General features: G+C 42.9%; 10 protein-coding genes. All 10 read left to right on the top strand.

Annotated features, from left to right (window positions below; genetic code table 11):
- Positions 1 to 12 precede the first annotated feature (12 nt).
- On the top strand, positions 13 to 1,779 hold the full coding sequence (locus J3P43_RS13025) for a RagB/SusD family nutrient uptake outer membrane protein (protein ID WP_255903069.1): 1,767 nt from the start codon (positions 13 to 15) through the stop codon (positions 1,777 to 1,779).
- Positions 1,780 to 1,892: 113 nt separating this feature from the next.
- Positions 1,893 to 2,870 (top strand): DUF5627 domain-containing protein, encoded by a 978-nt coding sequence (locus J3P43_RS13020; RefSeq protein WP_255903067.1) that lies wholly within the window; start codon positions 1,893 to 1,895, stop codon positions 2,868 to 2,870.
- A gap of 24 nt (positions 2,871 to 2,894) precedes the next feature.
- Complete coding sequence (locus tag J3P43_RS13015; RefSeq protein WP_255903065.1) at positions 2,895 to 5,033, top strand: endo-1,4-beta-xylanase; 2,139 nt, start codon at positions 2,895 to 2,897, stop codon at positions 5,031 to 5,033.
- A gap of 105 nt (positions 5,034 to 5,138) precedes the next feature.
- Positions 5,139 to 5,879 carry a hypothetical protein gene (locus J3P43_RS13010; protein ID WP_255903063.1) on the top strand — a complete coding sequence of 247 codons (741 nt, stop codon included), beginning with the start codon at positions 5,139 to 5,141 and terminating at the stop codon, positions 5,877 to 5,879.
- A gap of 1 nt (position 5,880) precedes the next feature.
- Positions 5,881 to 8,661 (top strand): TonB-dependent receptor, encoded by a 2,781-nt coding sequence (locus J3P43_RS13005; protein ID WP_255903061.1) that lies wholly within the window; start codon positions 5,881 to 5,883, stop codon positions 8,659 to 8,661.
- Positions 8,658 to 9,776 carry a DUF4249 domain-containing protein gene (locus J3P43_RS13000; RefSeq protein WP_255903059.1) on the top strand — a complete coding sequence of 373 codons (1,119 nt, stop codon included), beginning with the start codon at positions 8,658 to 8,660 and terminating at the stop codon, positions 9,774 to 9,776. Before J3P43_RS13005 ends, J3P43_RS13000 begins: the two co-directional genes overlap by 4 nt.
- Positions 9,777 to 9,788: 12 nt before the next feature.
- Positions 9,789 to 12,161 (top strand): Plug domain-containing protein, encoded by a 2,373-nt coding sequence (locus tag J3P43_RS12995; protein ID WP_255903057.1) that lies wholly within the window; start codon positions 9,789 to 9,791, stop codon positions 12,159 to 12,161.
- A gap of 552 nt (positions 12,162 to 12,713) precedes the next feature.
- Positions 12,714 to 14,294, top strand: coding sequence for a fasciclin domain-containing protein (locus J3P43_RS12990; RefSeq protein ID WP_255903055.1), 1,581 nt, complete (start codon positions 12,714 to 12,716; stop codon positions 14,292 to 14,294).
- Between the two features lie 47 nt (positions 14,295 to 14,341).
- The gene (locus J3P43_RS12985; RefSeq protein ID WP_255903053.1) at positions 14,342 to 17,569 is read left to right on the top strand and encodes a SusC/RagA family TonB-linked outer membrane protein; all 3,228 of its coding nucleotides are present in this window, start codon (positions 14,342 to 14,344) and stop codon (positions 17,567 to 17,569) included.
- 91 nt (positions 17,570 to 17,660) lie between these two features.
- Positions 17,661 to 19,046 (top strand): RagB/SusD family nutrient uptake outer membrane protein, encoded by a 1,386-nt coding sequence (locus tag J3P43_RS12980; protein ID WP_255903051.1) that lies wholly within the window; start codon positions 17,661 to 17,663, stop codon positions 19,044 to 19,046.
- Positions 19,047 to 19,050 lie beyond the last annotated feature (4 nt).

Raw genomic sequence — 19,050 nt, 5'->3', positions numbered from 1 at the left:
AGATTAGAAAAAATGAATAGAATTTCAATACTTGTTATAGGCGTGCTATTTACTCTGTCGGGTTGTGAGAAGTTTATCGAACCTGCACCAGTAAATAACGGTGAATATGAAGATATTTACACGCAACCAACACTCGCACATGGAATCCTGCTGAACGGTTACACACGGCTTCCGAGTGCTGGCTGGACTTTTGATGATGTTGCCACAGACGATGCGGTGAGTAACGATATAAACAATGGCTTTCGCCGGGCGGCAACAGGTCAGTGGTCTGCAATTGACAATCCCTTCGACCGTTGGCATAACGCGCGGGCAGGTATACAATACCTGAATCTTTTCCTGGCTGAAGCAGAGAAAGTAACCTGGGATACAAAAAGTCCGATGGTTGCCACGATGTTCAAAGATCGTTATATGGGAGAAGCGTATGGATTGAGAGCATACATGATGTTTTATCTGTTACAAGCACATGCAGGATGGTCAAATGGTGTTTTATATGGTGTTCCACTCATACTCGAACCAGAAAATCCCTTTTCAGACTTTAATAAGCCGCGTGCTACGTTTGAAGATTGTATGAAGCAAATCTACAGCGATTTGGATAAGGCTGAAGCGTTATTGCCTCTTGATTATAAACAATCAGCGATATCGGATGTGCCCGCAAAGTATGCAGGTGTTTCCGCAGAAACGTATAACCGCGTTTTCGGTGAGCAGTTCAAGCAGCTTATGACTCGGCGAATTGCCAAAGCAATTCGTGCGAAAGCGAGTTTGTTGGCTGCGAGTCCCGCTTATAGCACAGGTAATACAACTACTTGGACCATGGCAGCAAATCACGCAGCGGACGTTTTGAATGCAAATCAGTGGCTTTTTGATACAAAGGGTCATATTTGGTATGAAAAAGATCAGGTTGACGGATTAGGCTCAGGGGGCACGCCTCCGGAGGTTCTGTGGCGTACTAATATTGGAACAAATAGTAACCTGGAAGCCGATCATTATCCACCTAGTTTACAGGGGCGGGGTCGTCTGAATCCTACACAAAACTTGGTTGATGCCTTTCCGATGGCAAATGGATATCCTATCGACAATACTGCATTGAGTGGCTATAATCCAGCTGCGCCTTACACTGGTCGTGATCCGCGATTGGCCCGAACTGTTATTTTTAACCGTGGTACTGCCGGTCCCTCAAATACTGAGATCTTTACAAGTGTTGATTATACAAATACTGCTACCCCCGACAGAGAGCGAGATGGTTTGAATAAAACCGAACAATCTACCAGAACTGGTTATTACATGAAAAAGCTTCTGCGTCAAGATGTTTCCATAGCTGGTACGGTTAATAATCAGAAACACTACAAACCTCATATTCGCTATACAGAGTTGTTTTTGATATACGCCGAGGCAGCAAATGAGGCTTTCGGCCCGTTGGGAACCGGTGGTCATGCGCATTCGGCTTATGATATCGTCAAAATGATCCGCAATAGAGCAGGTATCACCGGGGGAGATGCGTACCTTGAGTCCATCAAAGCGAATAAGGATTTGATGCGCGATCTTATCAGAAATGAGCGGAGGTTAGAGCTAGCTTTTGAAGGTTTCAGATTTTGGGACATCCGCAGATGGAACCAAAGCATGAATGACGCTGCCAAAGGAATGAGGATTTCGCAGAACAATTCCATTTATCAGGTTATTGATGTGGAAGCCAGGCCTTATGAAGATTTTATGAGATTTGGACCTGTTCCTTACAGCGAGATCTTAAAATATAATGCATTGCAGCAAAACACTGGATGGTAGAGTTAAGAGGTGCCCGCAGGCACCTCATGTTTCAGACAGATGTAGAGCGAACGATGAAATACTGAATCCAGTTGGTAACAGAATCTCATCACCATTTAAAACTTAATTATATTATGAAAAAAATATTTTATATCCCGTTAATCCTTTTAACTGCACTCACTTCTTGTAAAAATGCTGAGTGGGATTTTCCTGATTTTGGGATGCAGTCGGTTTATTTCGCATATCAAGGTCCAATTAGAACAGTTACCTTGGGTGAGGACATATTTGATACATCCCTCGATAATGAGCACAAGATTAGAATTATGGCCACAACCGGTGGGGTTTATTCGAATGAAAAAGACATTTCAATTGGTTTTGTCGTGGACAATGCGAAGGCTGCAAATTTATCCTTTCCAGCAACTGTTGGAGGTGGACAGGTTAAAGTCATGCCGAGCAGCTATTATACCCTTGCGTCTAATAACATTGTTATTCCCAAAGGCAGTCTTGTAGGTGGAGTAGAAGTTCAGTTAACTGATGCTTTTTTTGCTGACCCCTTGTCAACTAAAACAACTTATGTCATTCCATTGAAAATGACTGGCGTAAATCAGGCTGATTCAATTCTCGCTGGGAAGGATTATACACTTTACGCTGTAAAATATGTGAATCCATGGCACGGTACTTACTTACGCAGAGGAAAAGACGTATTTGTTGGTAAAGGCGGTAATACGGCGCTTAACAGAACTGAGACCCGTCACATGCAGTTTGTTGAGAAAGATCAACTTCAAGGTATGACAACCCGTTCTTTGACTCAGGCTGAATTTCCGCTGGTTGTTAAAGGAACAGGTGGCGTAAATGTAAACCGCACGCTGCTTTTAACTTTCGATGCAAGCGGCAACTGTACTGTTTCTTCAGCTGATGGAACCTTTGCTGCCAGCGGAACAGGTAAGTTTGTTAAAAAAGGTGAGAAAAATAGCTGGGGTAATAAAGACCGCGATGCTCTCTACCTAAACTATCAGGTTGAGCTAAGTGATGTTAACGTAACAACTACCGATACATTGGTTTTACGTGATCGGGGAGTTAGGATGGAGACATTCACCCCCGTAGCTAATTAAGGTTATAATTTAGATTTAAGAAATATGAAATTATTTTACCAAATCGCACTGGGCGTTAGCGCGTCTCTAGTGCTCGCTTCATGCCAGAAATATGATGCTCTTGAGTACAAGGTGGAGGCGCCTGAAAGCTATGTAAATCAACAAGCGATAAACGCCTATAAACCATTGAAGGAGTATATTGATCGCTCTGCTAACCCAAATTTAAAATTTGGGGCGGCCGTATCTTTGGCTGAGTACACTAAAAAAGGGGTGATGTACCGGTTGGTCAATAGTAATTTTGATGAAATTACCTTGGGCTATGAAATGAAGCACGGCGCGGTTGTTCAAAACGACGGCTCACTTAAATTAGGAAACGTTACTACATTGTTAGATGTAGCTGCGGAAGGAGGTGTCTCTGTTTTCGGGCACACTCTTGCATGGCATGCAAATCAGAACGCAACTTATTTGAAAAAGTTAATTGCACCGATCGTAATTCCGGGGAAGGCTACCCCAACCTGGGACCTTGTTACCGGTGCTAACTTTGAAACCGACGCCGCAACAAATTATCAAACTAACACAAATGCTGTTGCTGGATTTACCGCCGTAGGTCAGGGCACGAACAACACCGGGAGAGCGCTTAAGATAACTAACGCTGCAGTTCGGACAAATGATTATGATGCTCAATTATTTATAAAATTTTCTCCAGCTGTGGTGGCAGGAGAAAAATATCAGCTAAAGATGGATGTGCGTTCGGATGTTGCAGCGTCTTATCCCACTCAAGCCCATGTGACGGCTGGTGCGTATAAGCACTGGGATTTCTTCGGTACTATTTCTTCAACACCAACGTGGTCAACTTATACTAAGGAAATCACTGTATCTGAATCAATGGCGACAAGTGGGGCAATAGCGTTTAACTTAGGAAAAACCGCCACTACTTTTTACTTTGATAACATTACTCTGAAGAAGTATAATGAAAAAGGTAGCGGCAATGCTGGTTATTCCTACTTTTTTAAAAACCCAACTGCTGGAAATTTCTGGGAAGCACAGGTTGCCTATGATTTAGCGCCACCGCTTCAGAATAATACGGAATATACGCTAAAAATCGTAGCTAAGGGAAGTGTTGCCGGTAATATCCGGGCAGAGCTCCAATCATCAGCAGATTACTCTTCCAATAGTTTTGGAATGATTGCTTTAACTACTGGCTGGAAAGAATACGAGCTTAAAGTAACTACTACGAAAGCGGACAGGAACAGGTTTGTAATTAGTTTTGGAGACTATGCGGGGACCGTTAATATTGATAATGTAGTTTTAACGCGTGATGGTAACACAAATCTGATAGCAACAAGCGATTTCGAAAACGGCGTTGGAACTTGGGGAGGCTGGGGTGGCAGTTCTACCCGTGGCCGTTCTGCAGAAGGCGAGGGATATGGTGGTGCTCAAGACCAAATTATCGAAAAGACTCCAGCTGAAAAGAACACTCTTATCAGTAATGCTATGGAGAACTGGATTAAGGAAATGGTGACTGCAACTAAAGATCATGTTAAAGCATGGGATGTAGTTAATGAGCCTATGGATGATGGACGTCCGGCTGAGCTGAAGACCGGAGTAGGTAAAGCGACAATGGCCGCCGATGAATTCTATTGGCAGGATTATATGGGTAAAGATTATGCTCTGAAAGCTTTTCAATGGGCCCGTCAGTATGGCAATGCCACAGACATCCACTTTATAAATGATTATAATCTAGAGTGGAGCCTCGATAAAACTCGTGGTTTGATTGCATACGTTAACTATCTGGAAGGAAAGGGAGCTAAAATTGATGGGATCGGTACTCAAATGCATATTACTGCAACGTCCGACAAAGCGAAAATTGTGGAAATGTTCCAACTATTGGCTGCTACCGGAAAGCTTATAAAAGTATCCGAACTTGATATGGGCTTCGCTGGAAACGTGAAGACTCCGCAAGCTACTGCTGAGCAATACGCTGCCCAGAAAGAAATGTATCAGTTCGTGGTGGATAAATATTTTGAACTTGTTCCGGCGGCTCAACGCTATGGTATTACAATATGGAGTCCTCTTGATAGTCCTGCAAGCTCAAGCTGGAGAGCAGGCGAGCCTATCGGTTTGTGGAACGAAAATTATGTACGGAAACCAGCATACGTTGGTGTTGCTGAAGGACTAAAATAAAAAGAAAGGTCTTAGCACTATCAGCCAATTGTTATTTAAGGGTACAAGAACTTACTTGTACCCTTTTTATTGACGCTGCATTTTTCTCAATTCCTATCTAAACCTATGATCACAACCTATCGATTGCTTACCACAGCCGGTCTGTTTTTAACCTTAAGTAAGGGTGCGTTTTCACAAGCTCTTAATGATAGCTCTTATATCGCAGCAGCATCTCAAAATCTAACAAATTTTTATCTAAGCCAACAGCGGGAGAGCTCATCGATTTTTAACGGGAGGTATTATTTTGACCATATAAGTCTCCATGATAATGAGCACACCTTTTTCGGTAATGGACAGTTTGTGCAAGGGAGCATTACATCTGAAGGGTATAGTTACAATGATCTTGATGTAGCGTATGATATTGTGCGAGACGAGTTAATAGTTATAGGCCCAGACAAAAAATCTAAGGTTATCGTAAATCCGAAATTTGTAGAATCATTTTTTGTTCAGGGACATACTTTCATAAATCTAAAAACCGACACGGAGAGTGAAGAGCAGATCCCTTCCGGATATTATGATTTACTTCACAAGGGACCCTCTGTATTGCTTGCTAAGAGGCAGAAGAAAGTGCATGAGTCTGTTAATCAGTTTGATGTAAAGCGTAATGCGTCTGTGAATGACCGGTATTACCTGTTAAGAGATTCGGTATTTCGGCAGGTTAAAACCAAAGGTGATTTAGTTAATCTTTTCGGAACTAACAGAAGTCAAATTCAGCAATATATCAAAACAAACAAGTTAAACTTTAAAAAAGAAAAGGAGCGGTCGATATTACGAGTTGTTGGATATTTCGATTCGATAAAAAACTAGTATGGGAAAGGAACATCTGCACCTGGTATACTTTTTCTTTTTTATTTTATGCGCTGCTTCAGCAAAGCAAGTCAGTGCTCAAAGAGATTCGGCAACGATCAATATAAACCTCCAGAATGCTTCTATAGACGAACTAGCTAAACAAATCGAGCTGCAATCCGATTACCGGTTATATTACGATAGACCACTGTTCGACAGCATCAGAATAACGGCAAGCGTCTCGAATTCGACCCCTGAAGCGATTTTAAAACAGGCGTTCTCTGGTACAGAGTTTAATTATTCAATTTATGGAAACAGTATTTTCTTGACGAAAGGGGAGCAAATAATGGTAGTGCTTCCATCTCAATATAGTGGAGAAACGCCGAATAACGTTTCAGCACCCAAGGTTCAGGTTGCAGATTTAGCTGCTCCTGAACAAAGGGTGATCTCTACGTTAGAAAACAAGATTTACACCATCGGAGTTAACACAAACTCCCAGAAAACTAATGCGACGATAGCAGGATATGTGAAGCATAGTACATCGGGTGAACCTCTTTCGGGAGTTGCCGTATTTATTACTAAGCCACGAATTACAGCTGTTACGGATGCATACGGGTTTTATTCTCTAACCTTGCCAAAAGGGCGACATGAATTAAATTTAAGAGCAGTAAGTTTTAAAGATACCCGCCGGTACATTCTCCTGTTGGGAGATGGAAAATTGGATATTGGCTTGCAAGACCAATTGCTTTCTTTAAAAGAAGTAGTTATTACAGCAGACAAAACAGCCAATATCCGGAGGACTCAGATGGGTATCGAGAAACTGGACATTGCTACCATAAAGCAAGTACCAACGGTTTTTGGGGAAGCTGATGTGTTACGCGTGGTTTTGACTCTTCCGGGGGTTAAGTCTGTAGGAGAATCAAGCACCGGTTTCAATGTGAGAGGAGGCTCCACAGATCAAAATTTGATCCTCTTTAACGACGCAACAGTTTTTAACCCCGCACATTTTTTTGGCTTTTTCTCTGCCTTTAATCCTGAAGTGATCAAAGACGTTCAGTTATATAAAAGTAGCATTCCTGCAAAATATGGTGGGAGGTTGGCTTCAGTGCTTGAGCTAAACACCCGCGAGGGTAACAAAAAGGAGTATTCCGGCACTGCAGGTATAGGGCTTATTACCAGCCGACTCAATTTCGAAGGGCCCATCATTAAAGACAAAACATCTTTCATTGTAGGCGGTCGCACCACTTATTCGAATTGGATTATGGACCTATTACCAGAAAAAGCCGGTTATCGAGGTGCGAAAGCAAGTTTTTATGATCTGAATCTTAATGTTAGCCATCAACAAAATGAAAGAAATAGCTTTTATTTCACAGCTTATCTAAGTAGTGATCAATCCAACCTGGCAACCGACACCACCTTTCGATACAGTAATCAAAATTTATCACTGCGCTGGAAACACACCTTTAATAACAAGCTTTATAGCGTTGTTTCTGGCGGTGTAGACAAGTATGAGTACAATAATTACAGTAATTATCTGGAAGAAGTGGATTACAGTATGAAGTTCAGTATTCAGCAAAATAATTTAAAAGCGACTTTCAATTATTATCCAACGCCAAAATTGAATATGGAGTTCGGCGGCAGCTCGATTTTATATAAGAGTAAACCCGGTGCGCTCTTGCCTTATAATGAGCGATCGCTGGTAGTGCCAGATGTTTTGGCTAATGAACAGGCAATAGAGAGTGCGATTTTTGTGGAACCCCGTTATGACCTCAGCGACGCTATCACGCTGAATGCTGGATTGCGCTATTCCATGTATAACAATATGGGTCCCGGTAAGGTAAATTTCTACGCACCCGGCCTCCCGGTAACAGACGCAAATATGGTGTCTACCGAAAGTTACCCGAAGGGAAAGTTCATCAAAACATATCACGGGCCGGAATTCAGATTGGGGGCAAGAATAGCGTTGAGTCCCACATTTTCTGTAAAAGCAGGTTATAACACGCAACGGCAATATGTTCACATGTTGTCAAACACCACATCGATGTCTCCCACAGACGTATGGAAGTTAAGTGATATGAATATCAAGCCTCAGCGGGGAGATCAAGTTTCGCTCGGCCTGTACAAGAATTTTAAATCCAATACCATCGAAACTTCGGTTGAAGGATACTATAAGAATATAAAGGATTTCCTGGATTACAAAAGTGGAGCAGTTTTAATTCTTAATCATAAACTGGAGCAAGATGTACTCCCAACTCAGGGAAAAGCTTATGGAATAGAGTTCCTGGTGAAAAAGCTTACGGGCAAACTGAATGGTTGGTTGGGCTATACATATTCTCGAACCTTACTCAAAACAGAAGATATCACCGGAACAAATTCCATCAACGGAGGCAAATATTATGCGTCTAACTACGACAAGCCTCATGATTTTACTTTAATTGGAAATTATCGTTTTTCGCACAGGGTCAGTTTTTCGCTTAACACTACATATAGCACGGGCAGGCCAATAACATTGCCTGTTGGCAGATATTTTTATAAGGGAGGGCAGCGGCTATTGTATTCGGAGCGAAATCAGTATAGAATTCCCGATTATTTCCGGTCTGATATTTCGTTGAATGTGCTAGGTAACCATAAAGTGAGACAGCTAACCCACAACTCCTGGACGTTTGGAGTTTATAACCTTACCGGACGAAAAAATGCCTTTGCCAGCTTCTTCGCCAGTGAGAATAAGGTTATTAACGGGTACAAGCTGTCGATTTTTGGCACGGCAATTCCTTTTGTCAATTATAATATCCGCTTCAAATGAGACTTTTAAATACAGTTCTATTTTTACTTTTTGTATTGGCAATATCCTGTAAAGACCCTTTCAGTCCTGAAGTAAATGCTGAGAACAAGGACTTATTGGTGGTTGAGGGGCATCTAACTATAGGAGGTACAACTAGATTTATTTTAAGCCGGAGCGGAAATTTGCCGGATCCTGTGCCGCGTATTCCCGAACCGAACGCGAGGGTGCTGGTTGAAGGAAGCGATGGAACGATCATTATGGGAATCTCCAATCAGAATGGCGAGTGTAATTTGAATACTCAAAATTTAGATATCGCAAAAAGCTACCGGGTGAAAATTATCAGAGCAAACACAAAGGTGTACGAAACCGACTTTTTGAAAAATATCGCTACCCCAGAAATTGATAGTTTGAATTTTAAAATAGAAAGAGGAGGTTTTGAAGTTTATGTCAACACTCACGATCCTAATAGCCAAACTAAGTTTTACTCATGGGATTTTAGCGAGACATGGGAGGTTCGGTCTGGTTTACCTTCTTTGTGGGAGTTCAAAGACGGAAGAATAATCGAACGACTTGTTAGTGTAGAGCGGTGCTGGCAAAATAATGCTTCTTCAAGTATTCTTTTAGGATCTACGGAACGGCTCTCTGATGATCGGGTCTCTCTTTTTCCCCTTACCCACATCCAGGGAACATCAATAAAGCTTTCTCAGTTGTATAGCATTTCTGTTCAGCAATGTGGCTTAACTCGCGAAGCTTATCAATATATGGAGACGATGAAGAAAAATACCGAGGAGATAGGGACTATTTTCGATCCTCAGCCCAGCGAACTCAAGGGAAATATCAGATGCGTAACCCGTCCCGAAGAACAGGTTATAGGATGGATAAGTGCGGGGACAGTATCCGAAAAGAGAATTTTTATTCATAAGGAGGATAAGCCTGCGACCTGGGTTTATAGAGAAGCCTGTGAACCTGTCCTGACCGTTAGTTCTGATTCTGTTTCGTTCTATACGCAAATGGATTTTCTAATCCAAAGTAAGATTTGGAAAGATGGTGATACTTCAATTATTATCGGCCCGAAAGCATGTCTTGATTGCACTACTCGTGGCTCAAATGTAAAGCCTTCATTCTGGCCCAATTAAGCGAAACTCGAGATGAAAGCTCAAATATTTTTATCGTTATTATGCACACTGGTTCAGTTTTCCGCCCGGGCCCAGCAGGATGGCGGAGACTTACAACGAAAGCTCAGCAACCATTTGAAGACCAATTTTCAGGAGAAGATTTATATTCACAACGACAAGGATGTGTACCTGGCCGGCGAGATCATTTGGTTTAAAGTTTATTGTACTGAAGCCTATACTAACCTTCCCTCGAATGTGAGTAAAGTAGCCTACGTCGAGTTACTCAACTCACAAAACAAACCGGTTATCCAAACGAAAATAGAATTAAAAGAGGGTAGAGGCGCAGGTTCTGCTTATTTGCCGGTTGCATTGGAGTCGGGCAGCTACCGGCTGAGAAGTTATACCAACTGGATGAAAAATTTTAATCCGGATTTTTATTATCAAAAGAGTCTTTCAATTTATAATACCGTAAGGGAGGAGGAAGTGGTAGTAAATGCATCCGAGAAAACGCTGGCTATTCAGTTTTTTCCGGAAGGTGGCAATCTTGTTTCAGGGCTGACTAGTAAAGTCGCATTTAAGGTGTTGGATAATGAAGGACATTCTGTAGATTTTGAAGGGGCAATTCTCGATGGCCTTGACACGATAGTACGATTTACTCCGTCAAGACACGGAATAGGGAGCTTCAACTTCAAACCGCAGAAACAGCGGTTATACAGGGCTGTAGTGATGCCCGTAAATGGGAAATCTTTTTCTTCACCACTACCTCCTGTCTACGATAGCGGCGTGGTAATGTCTGTTAAGCGGGGAGCTTCAGTATTGAACGTTAGTGTGCAAAATACTATTCAAAGCAATGAGAAGTTCACCTTGCTTGTGCATACCGGACAGAAGCTTGGATTTGTCAGCACGTTGCCGAGCAACACGCTTTCGGAGGGGTTTACTGTTCCCTTTACTCAGTTGGGAGACGGCATTTCTCACCTTACATTATTTGACGCCTCTGGCCGGCCCATATGTGAACGGTTGTTTTTTAAAAAGCCCGAGAAATTGCTTAACGTCAACGTTTCTGCTAATAAAGCCGTATACTCTCCACGAGAAAAGGTTATTATTTCATTTGAGCAATTCGGAAATGGCGAGCCGGCAAGCGGTGATTTTTCCGTTGCTGTTTATAGAGCAGATTCTGTTGAGAAAAGCAGGGGAGATATTACCTCGGTCCTTTGGTTAACTTCCGAGCTGAAAGGAAATGTTGAAGACCCTGCCTGGTACTTAGATAATCCATACCATAATTCGACCGACGAGCTAATGCTGACACATGGGTGGAGACGATTTAAATGGGACGATGTGTTAGGTGAAAAGAAACAAGATACTTACCATCTGCCAGAACTAGAGGGGCATATTGTCAGCGGCCGGATTACCAATGTTAAAAGTCTGGAGCCGGTTGCTAATCAAATAGCGTTTCTATCTATTCCCGGTCGCAGGCCGCAATTTTATACTGGGGTGTCAAATAGTAATGGCCTGGTAAATTTTTATACAAAAGACTTTAGTGGGCGGGCCGAGATTAGTTTTCAGACAGATCCCCGGCGCGACAGTCTTGTACGTTTGGAAATAAATTCACCTTTCTCGACGTTTTTTACCGATCCGGCTAAAGTTAGTTTTAAAAAAACATATCCAAACAACCAGGAGTTGCTCCTAAGGAGCGTTGCAATGCAGGTAAATAATATATACCAATCAACAAATCTTAATAGAGAACGAGTAGAACCAATTGATAGTGCAGCTTTTTATGTGAGGCCCGATCGGGTTTATAAACTTGACGATTATGTCCGTTTCACAACGATGGAAGAAGTGTTAAGGGAGTATGTTTCAGAAGTTCTAGTAACCTTAAAAAATAAATCATACCGGTTAAAAATGCTTAGTCCGGCTATTGGGACTTTCCATCACCAGGCGCCCTTGATTCTGATAGATGGAGTTCCTGTTTTTGACGAGGGGGACGCGGTAGTTCAAATCAACCCGATGAATATAGAGAGGATTGAATTAGTTAATGATGCATATGTGTATGGTCATAATGTTTTCTCGGGTATCCTGAGTTTGCACAGCTATAGAGGTGATTTAGGAGGTTTTAAGTTGACGGAGCGAGCCGCCGCTGCCGACTATGATGGATTACAAAATATGCGCGAGTTTTATTCACCCATGTACCCTGCAGACATCAGCGCCCATTCAAAAACCCCGGATTATCGAACCACCTTGTTTTGGAGTCCGGGCAATAAAGTGGCTAAAGATGGCACCGCTATATTGGAGTTTTTTACATCAGATCTTGACGGAAAATACCAAATAGTAGTTCAATCGTTATCTGCCGACGGAGCAGCTGGTTCTAAGGTAGCAGAATTCCATGTTCGTAAAAATGACATCAATTAACACAAGTAATATCAGCGGAGCACCTCAAAACCATATTATATTTTCCTGATGCTGCTGTTTCATCTCGGCAGTAAAAACCGGAGTTTCCATTTGGCGTCGTTAGCCCTGAATTAAGAAGTGGCAGCAGAATGAATGCCTTAAATATTTAAGGTCTTAATGTTCTTTCTACAATTGAATGAGCCCCGTGGAACCCAATATTTAGGCTTGAAGGAATTGTAATGAAAAAAGGGTGCCCTATGATTTGGATTTCTCGAATAAGGAGGGGGTTTTATGTCAACGTTGGTATAAAGAGTATATTTCAGTGATAAACTCTCAAAATACCTGGGTGAACAAATGGGATACGAATTTGCACAAATGTGGCATAGGAAAAACCATGCTCAATTTATCTTTAGTTAATTAAAACCCAGCAAAATGATCGCAATCATTGGGGCCAATTAGTAAAGGGAAGTTATTTCAATTTCAATAAAGTCAAGTATTTGTTTATGCGTGTTGGAGGGATTGTCGGCACTGTAAACCAATAAAATTTGCATAGTTAACCAAATTATATAACCAATGATTAGATTTTTACGAAAAGAGGATTACCCTTACCGGGTTTTTTTGCTGTTTTTCTTGTTGTTTTCCTTCGCTGGCTGTAACAAGAATTTCGACGAGTACTGGAGTGACGGAAGCACCAAGGGCGGGAACTTGTACGAAAAAATAAAAAAAACTCCCGAATTCAGCATGTTCACAGAGGCTCTAGACCATTCTGGTTTGACACCTTTTTTAATTAAGGGGGGCTCGTACACTGTATTCGCGCCTACAAACGAAGCCTTCACCAAGTATTTAAGCGCAAGCGGATACAGCTCAGTGAAAGACGTACCAGTAGCAGAGTTGTTTAGTATTTGCAGCTACCATGTAGTGCAGAGTATGTGGTATTATTATGACCTCCGCGACCGCTACACAAATCCGCTGAATAAATTGTATAGTCAAAAAAGACAGTATTTAACCCGTAACCGTAAATTTGTCGACATCGACGCAAGCGTTGCAGGTGTATTTAAAATAAATAACCTGGAGATAGTCAAATCTCTTCAAGACATGGATGCCGATAACGGCGTTATTCACGGTATTCCAGAAGTAATGGTTCCGCTGAAAAGTTTAGAAGAAATAATTAGTTCCGATCCGGAAATAGCGAACTCAACTTTCGGTAAAATGATGAAAGTTTTGCGCACCAAGACAATTGATCGCGAAAATTCTTTCGACAAGGACAGAAACGGCACGATTGACACTGCTTATATCTTTACCTATCCGCTTCTTAATTCAGGCGCAAATATTGCAGTCGAATACAAAGCTGTGGGGAACACAGTAGCCAACAGCCAGGGAGGTACCCCCGCTTTCACAACCATTCTAATCCCTAATAACCAGGTGCTCGACGCATTCATTGCGCCTGCTATGGCAAAGGTCGATAACAAAATTGATTCCTTATCTCCATCCTATATCGAAGAAGTACTGGAAAACTATTTTCTTAGCGATACAGTAATGACCGCTGAGGGCTTGAAAAACCGTAGGGTGGGTGCAAATCTTCACTTCCTCTCAAACGGCTACGAAATGTTGTCCACCACCTTGCGAAGCGACGCCGATTTCGGAAGAAAGGACATCCGTGCGAGTAACGGAATCATCCATTTCATTAACAGCACGTTCAGAGAATCTCCGAGACAGTTAAGCGCGCTCGGTAAGGCAATGATTGAGCCAGAATTCAAACTGTATTTCGCGGCGATGCAAAAAACTAATCTGATTAACACCTATGCGATCAATAACCGGGGTAATACTTATATGATGCCCGACAACGCAGCAATGAGAGCCGCTCGTATTGACGTCGAGAAGCAGCTTTTGGGTGATGTATACATGTCCATTAATCAGTTTGCTAACCTGATGAGACATCAGATCGTTAGTTCAAATCTAAATAAGGCAGGGTTGACAGGAGCGAAGGCTGCTGAATTTGGCGGGAACCTTACCTTCAGTAACGGCGGTAATACGGTTACCAATGCGGCTAATAATGTGGCTTCGGTAGGTCCGCAACTGTATAGCGGAACACCGAATAATACGGGCTATGCTTACCGAACCGACAAATTGCTAATTCCGGCAGCCCTCCAATAACTTCGAGAAAATCTAGAAAGTAAGTTAAAATCTTAATGATATACATTATGTTCAAGAAACAAATAATCTGTTATCTGGCTGCTCTTGCTATGACCTGCTGCTTTATTCCGGCGGTAATGGCCCAGGCACAAGTTGTCAGAGGAAAAGTAACCGAAAGCCCTTCCGGGGACGCCTTACCGGGTGTGTCTGTAGTGGAAATTAATGCGAACGACCGTCAGGTGAATGGTACGACCACCGATGAGGAGGGTAACTATTCGCTAAGAATGGCGGACGCCAAGAACCGGATTAAGTTTTCGTTTATCGGCTCAGCTACTAAGGTGGAGTCGGTTAACGGAAGAAGTGTCATTAATGTAGCCCTTCAATCCGGTACCGAACTTGCTGCGGTAGCGATTACGGGGACAAGATCGGATGCTCCGAGTTTAGGCTTAATAAACACCCCAAAAAGAGATTTGGTATCCTCTGTAACCACAGTTAAGGCTGAATTGATGGAAAGAGAACCGGCTACGTCTATCGATCAGATGCTTCAGGGCAGGGCCGCTGGAGTTCAGATCGTTTCAGAATCAGGCGATCCGGGTGCCGGAGCTGACATCCGTATCAGAGGAGTAGGGACAATCGGTGGTGGCGCGCAACCTCTGTATATTGTTGATGGTGTGCCTATCACGGCAGATGCCTCCTACTCTAATAGTGATGTGGCCAGAACCAACCCGATCGCCGATATAAATCCTAACGACATTGAGCGAATTGACATTTTAAAGGATGCCAGCGCCGGAGCACTTTACGGCGCCCGTGCGGCGAATGGTGTGATTGTGATAACTACTAAAAGAGGTCGTCCTGGTGTAACTAATATCACGTTCCAAACACAGACTACTTTAGTAGAAAAAGCGCGTGGGATTCCGGTGCTTGACGCCAATCAGTATAAAGCAATGCGTCTTGAGGCGGAACAGAACAACGGAAACATTAACCCGCTACATGCCAATCTCCGACCTTTGGTAGACGATCCTACCTACGAAGCGTATCTGTATTATCAAAACAATACCAACTGGTTCCAGGGTTTTGCCAGGACTGGTTTAACCCAAAACTATAATCTTTCTGTAAGTGGCGGCGGGGAAGCTGTTCGATATAGCTTCACTACCTCCTTTAACGATCAGCAAGGCTCTATGAAGGCTTTAAACGCTAAGAGATTTACCGGGCGTTTTAATCTCGATTACAAAGTCTCTAACAAGCTTAAATTACAAGCTAATATAGCCTTCACACGTTCCAAAAATGACCTTCACTGGAATTTGAACGGAGGAACACCGATTAACATAGCCTTAACACGGACACCAATGTTACCAATCTATGATATCGATGCGCAGGGGAATCCCCAAAGCAGCTATCTATCTCTTCCTGGCTTTATGAACGGACAGGATAACCCGATCGCTTTCGTGAATTCGGTAAGCAACACAGCAAAAACTATCAATCTAAAGCCTAATTTCACCGCTACATTAGAGCTTGCCAAAGGTTTAACCTTCAGGTCTCAGGCCGGTATAGAATTTATCGGAGATGACGCATCTGCGTTCCTGCCACCGGAAGCTACCGGGGTGATTTGGAACGATAATTTGTTTAACCGTATTCAAAATCGTGATGTAGAACGTCGTACGCATAACCTTGATAATTTCCTTTCTTATAATAGAAAGTTTGCCGATAAGTTTAAGTTGGTGGCAACTTCGGGAGTTACTCTTAGTGGGGCCAAAGGGAATCGTTTAACAACAGAAGGCTATGCGACTGCGACCGGGCAAATGCGTTCGCTGGGTGCTGCCTCTGGCTACCTCTCGCTTAGCAGTGGTAACGACGATTATGCGGCGATCAGGGCTTTCGGACAGGCGCAGGTTCTTTTCGGTGAAGACGACAAGTATTCGGCTTCTTTTACTTTCGCCAGAGAAGGTAACTCGAAGTTTGGACCGGGTAACCGATTCGCCACATTTCCTGCCGCAGGGCTGTTTTGGAGATTATCTTCCGAGCCTTTTATGAAAAAGTTCACTTTTCTGAATGAGTTAAAACTGAAAGCAACCATCGGTACATCAGGTAGAAGCGGTGGTATAAACAATTATCAATTCATCAGTCAGTTTTCTACGGGAAGTGCCTATGGAGATTATTCAGGAGTGTCTCAGAGTAATCCTCAGTTGGATAATTTAAAATGGGAGACCAACGTGCAGAAAAATCTGGGGATGGATTTGGAAATGTTCAATCGTAGAATGGTTATTGCGTTGGATTTCTACGAAAATCATTCTAAAGACATATTGCGGAACCTTGCTCTGCCCGGCTCCAGCGGTAGTTCCAACAATAGTATCCTGGTTAACTTAGGAAGTATAAAAAATCGGGGGGTGGAATTTGATATAAGCTACGATGTGTTCAAACCAAAAGCACAAAACGGAAAAGGCTTTTCCTGGCTTACCATGTTTAATATTGCAAAAAACGTAAATATTGTGAGCAGTCTTCCTGGAGGAGCTCTCAGATTTGATAATCAATTCGCACGTTTTTCAAGCCAGGTTAAAGAAGGTGATGCTCTGGGTGTTTACTATGGACTGGTTTATAAAGGAGTTTACGCCACTGATTTAGACGCCGCGGTAAAAGACGCGGACGGCAATATTGTCTATGAACTTGACGGGATAACCCCACGCATAATGCGTGTGAATACCGAGACCGGATCACCATACAAAGGCGGCGACGCCATTTTTGAAGACTTTAACCACGATGGGATTATCAATGCCCAGGATAGAGTGAAAGTAGGCAATGGTAATCCGGACTTTTACGGCGGTCTTAACAACACCTTCAGATACAGGGGCCTCAGCTTAACCGCGTTCATTAACTTCCAGTATGGAAACGACCTGGTTAACGGAATGCGCTATGAGTTGGAGAGGATGGACAATGTAAATAATCAAGGGATAACGGTGTTAAGGCGCTGGAGAAAGCAAGGTGACGAGACCAATATGCCTAGGGCTTTGCGCGATGACAACCGGAATACCACAGGTTCTACCCGATGGATTGAGGACGGCTCTTACGCCCGCTTAAAGTCACTTACCCTGGCCTACGCATTCCCTGCCGACCTGGTTAAGAGGGTAAAGCTACGTGGCTTTGATATGTATGTAACTGCCACTAACTTGTTTACCCTGACGAATTATAGCGGACCGGACCCTGAAATCGGTCTCGGTCAGGATTTTGGGTTTATCGGTGTCGACAGGGGCCGTACTCCGCAACCCGGTAAGTACACCCTTGGCTTAAATTTCAAATTTTAAACGTACGACGAATATGTATAACATACTTAATAGAAAAATAACATCGCTGTCATTACTGCTTTTGTTATCAGTCTTAAGCAGTTGCGAAAAGATGCTTGATAAAAGACCCGACAGCTCTCTTACCAGGCAAGACTTCTTCAAAACGGAAGATGATGCAAACGCTGCGCTTATCGGCATCTACGATGCTTTACAAAGTTGCGTAGGAAAATTTTGGATGTGGGGCGAGAGTCGGGGTGATCTTATATCGGCAGGTGCCTCTGGCAATAATACCTACCCCTATTTCCAGCTTTTTGAGCCTAATCGGTTTGATTCCAACCAGAGAAATATAAATATCCTGGATTGGCAGTCTGCTTATCTTTTGATAGGAAGAGCGAACGTGGTGATCACGGATGTACCTGGTATCACTAAAAAGGATAACAATTTCACCGAACAGGAAAGTAATTCTATTGTAGGTCAGGCTCGCTTCATGCGAGCACTCGCTTACTATTATCTCGTCCGTTCGTTTAACGAAATTCCTTTGGTTACCGTAGCGCCGAATAGCGACGCGGTTGATTACCGTCCATTCAAAACGTCTCCTGAGAACATATTAAAATCAATTGAAGAGGACTTAGCTTTTGCCGAGCAGCATGTCCCTGTTCAATACGCGCTGGCTAAGGATACCCGCGGGCTGGTTACCAAAGGTGCTGTAAATGCTTTGCAGGCAGATGTATATCTCTGGGAAGCTAAATACGACCTGTCGGCGGCAGCTTCTAAAAAAGTTTTGGATAACCAAAGTTTATATAACCTGGTACCTGGGGAAGACTGGTTGACTATCTTTTCCCTAAAGAATACTAATGAAAGCATTTTTGAGGTTCAATTTGATTACACGAAGCTGGAAACAAATGATTTGCGTGGAGTGTCCGGAGCCTATCTGGTTAACAATGCCCTGATTGGTGATTTTACCAATGAATTTGATGTTATACGCGGTAAGGATGTTACCTATTTTACCGGAGGCATGTTCTGGAAATATACTGGACTTTCCAAAACAACAGATCTTCGCAGGCCCACAAACGACCCGAACTTCATCATCTACCGTTTGCCCGATGTTATGCTGATGAGAGCCGAGGCTCTCGCTAACGGTACCTTCGAACAAAAAGAAGAGGCGATAGGCTTGATCAATGAAGTTAGGGCACGCGCTGGAATTGGTCTTTATGAAGTGAGTGGCGGATATTCGACCGAAACCTTGGTAGACTATATTTTAAAAGAAAGAGCGATGGAGCTAGCGATGGAAGGAAAACGATGGTTCGACTTGTTGAGAGTGGCCAGAAATTATAACCGTCCGCAAATGTTGGTTGATCTGATCCTCAGAAGCCGAACCCCGGGCGAGCGTTCATTGATTCGTTCTCGTATAATTGATCCAAGATCATGGTTTTTACCTATAAATCAGGAGGAGCTTAACGCTAACCCGAATCTGGTTCAAAACCCCTTCTATAAGTAAGTAA

It is taken from the genome of Paradesertivirga mongoliensis (genome assembly GCF_024436395.1).
Classification (GTDB): domain Bacteria; phylum Bacteroidota; class Bacteroidia; order Sphingobacteriales; family Sphingobacteriaceae; genus Paradesertivirga; species Paradesertivirga mongoliensis.
Note: the sequence above shows the minus strand (reverse complement) of the source record. Positions and strands in the feature narration are given on the sequence as shown.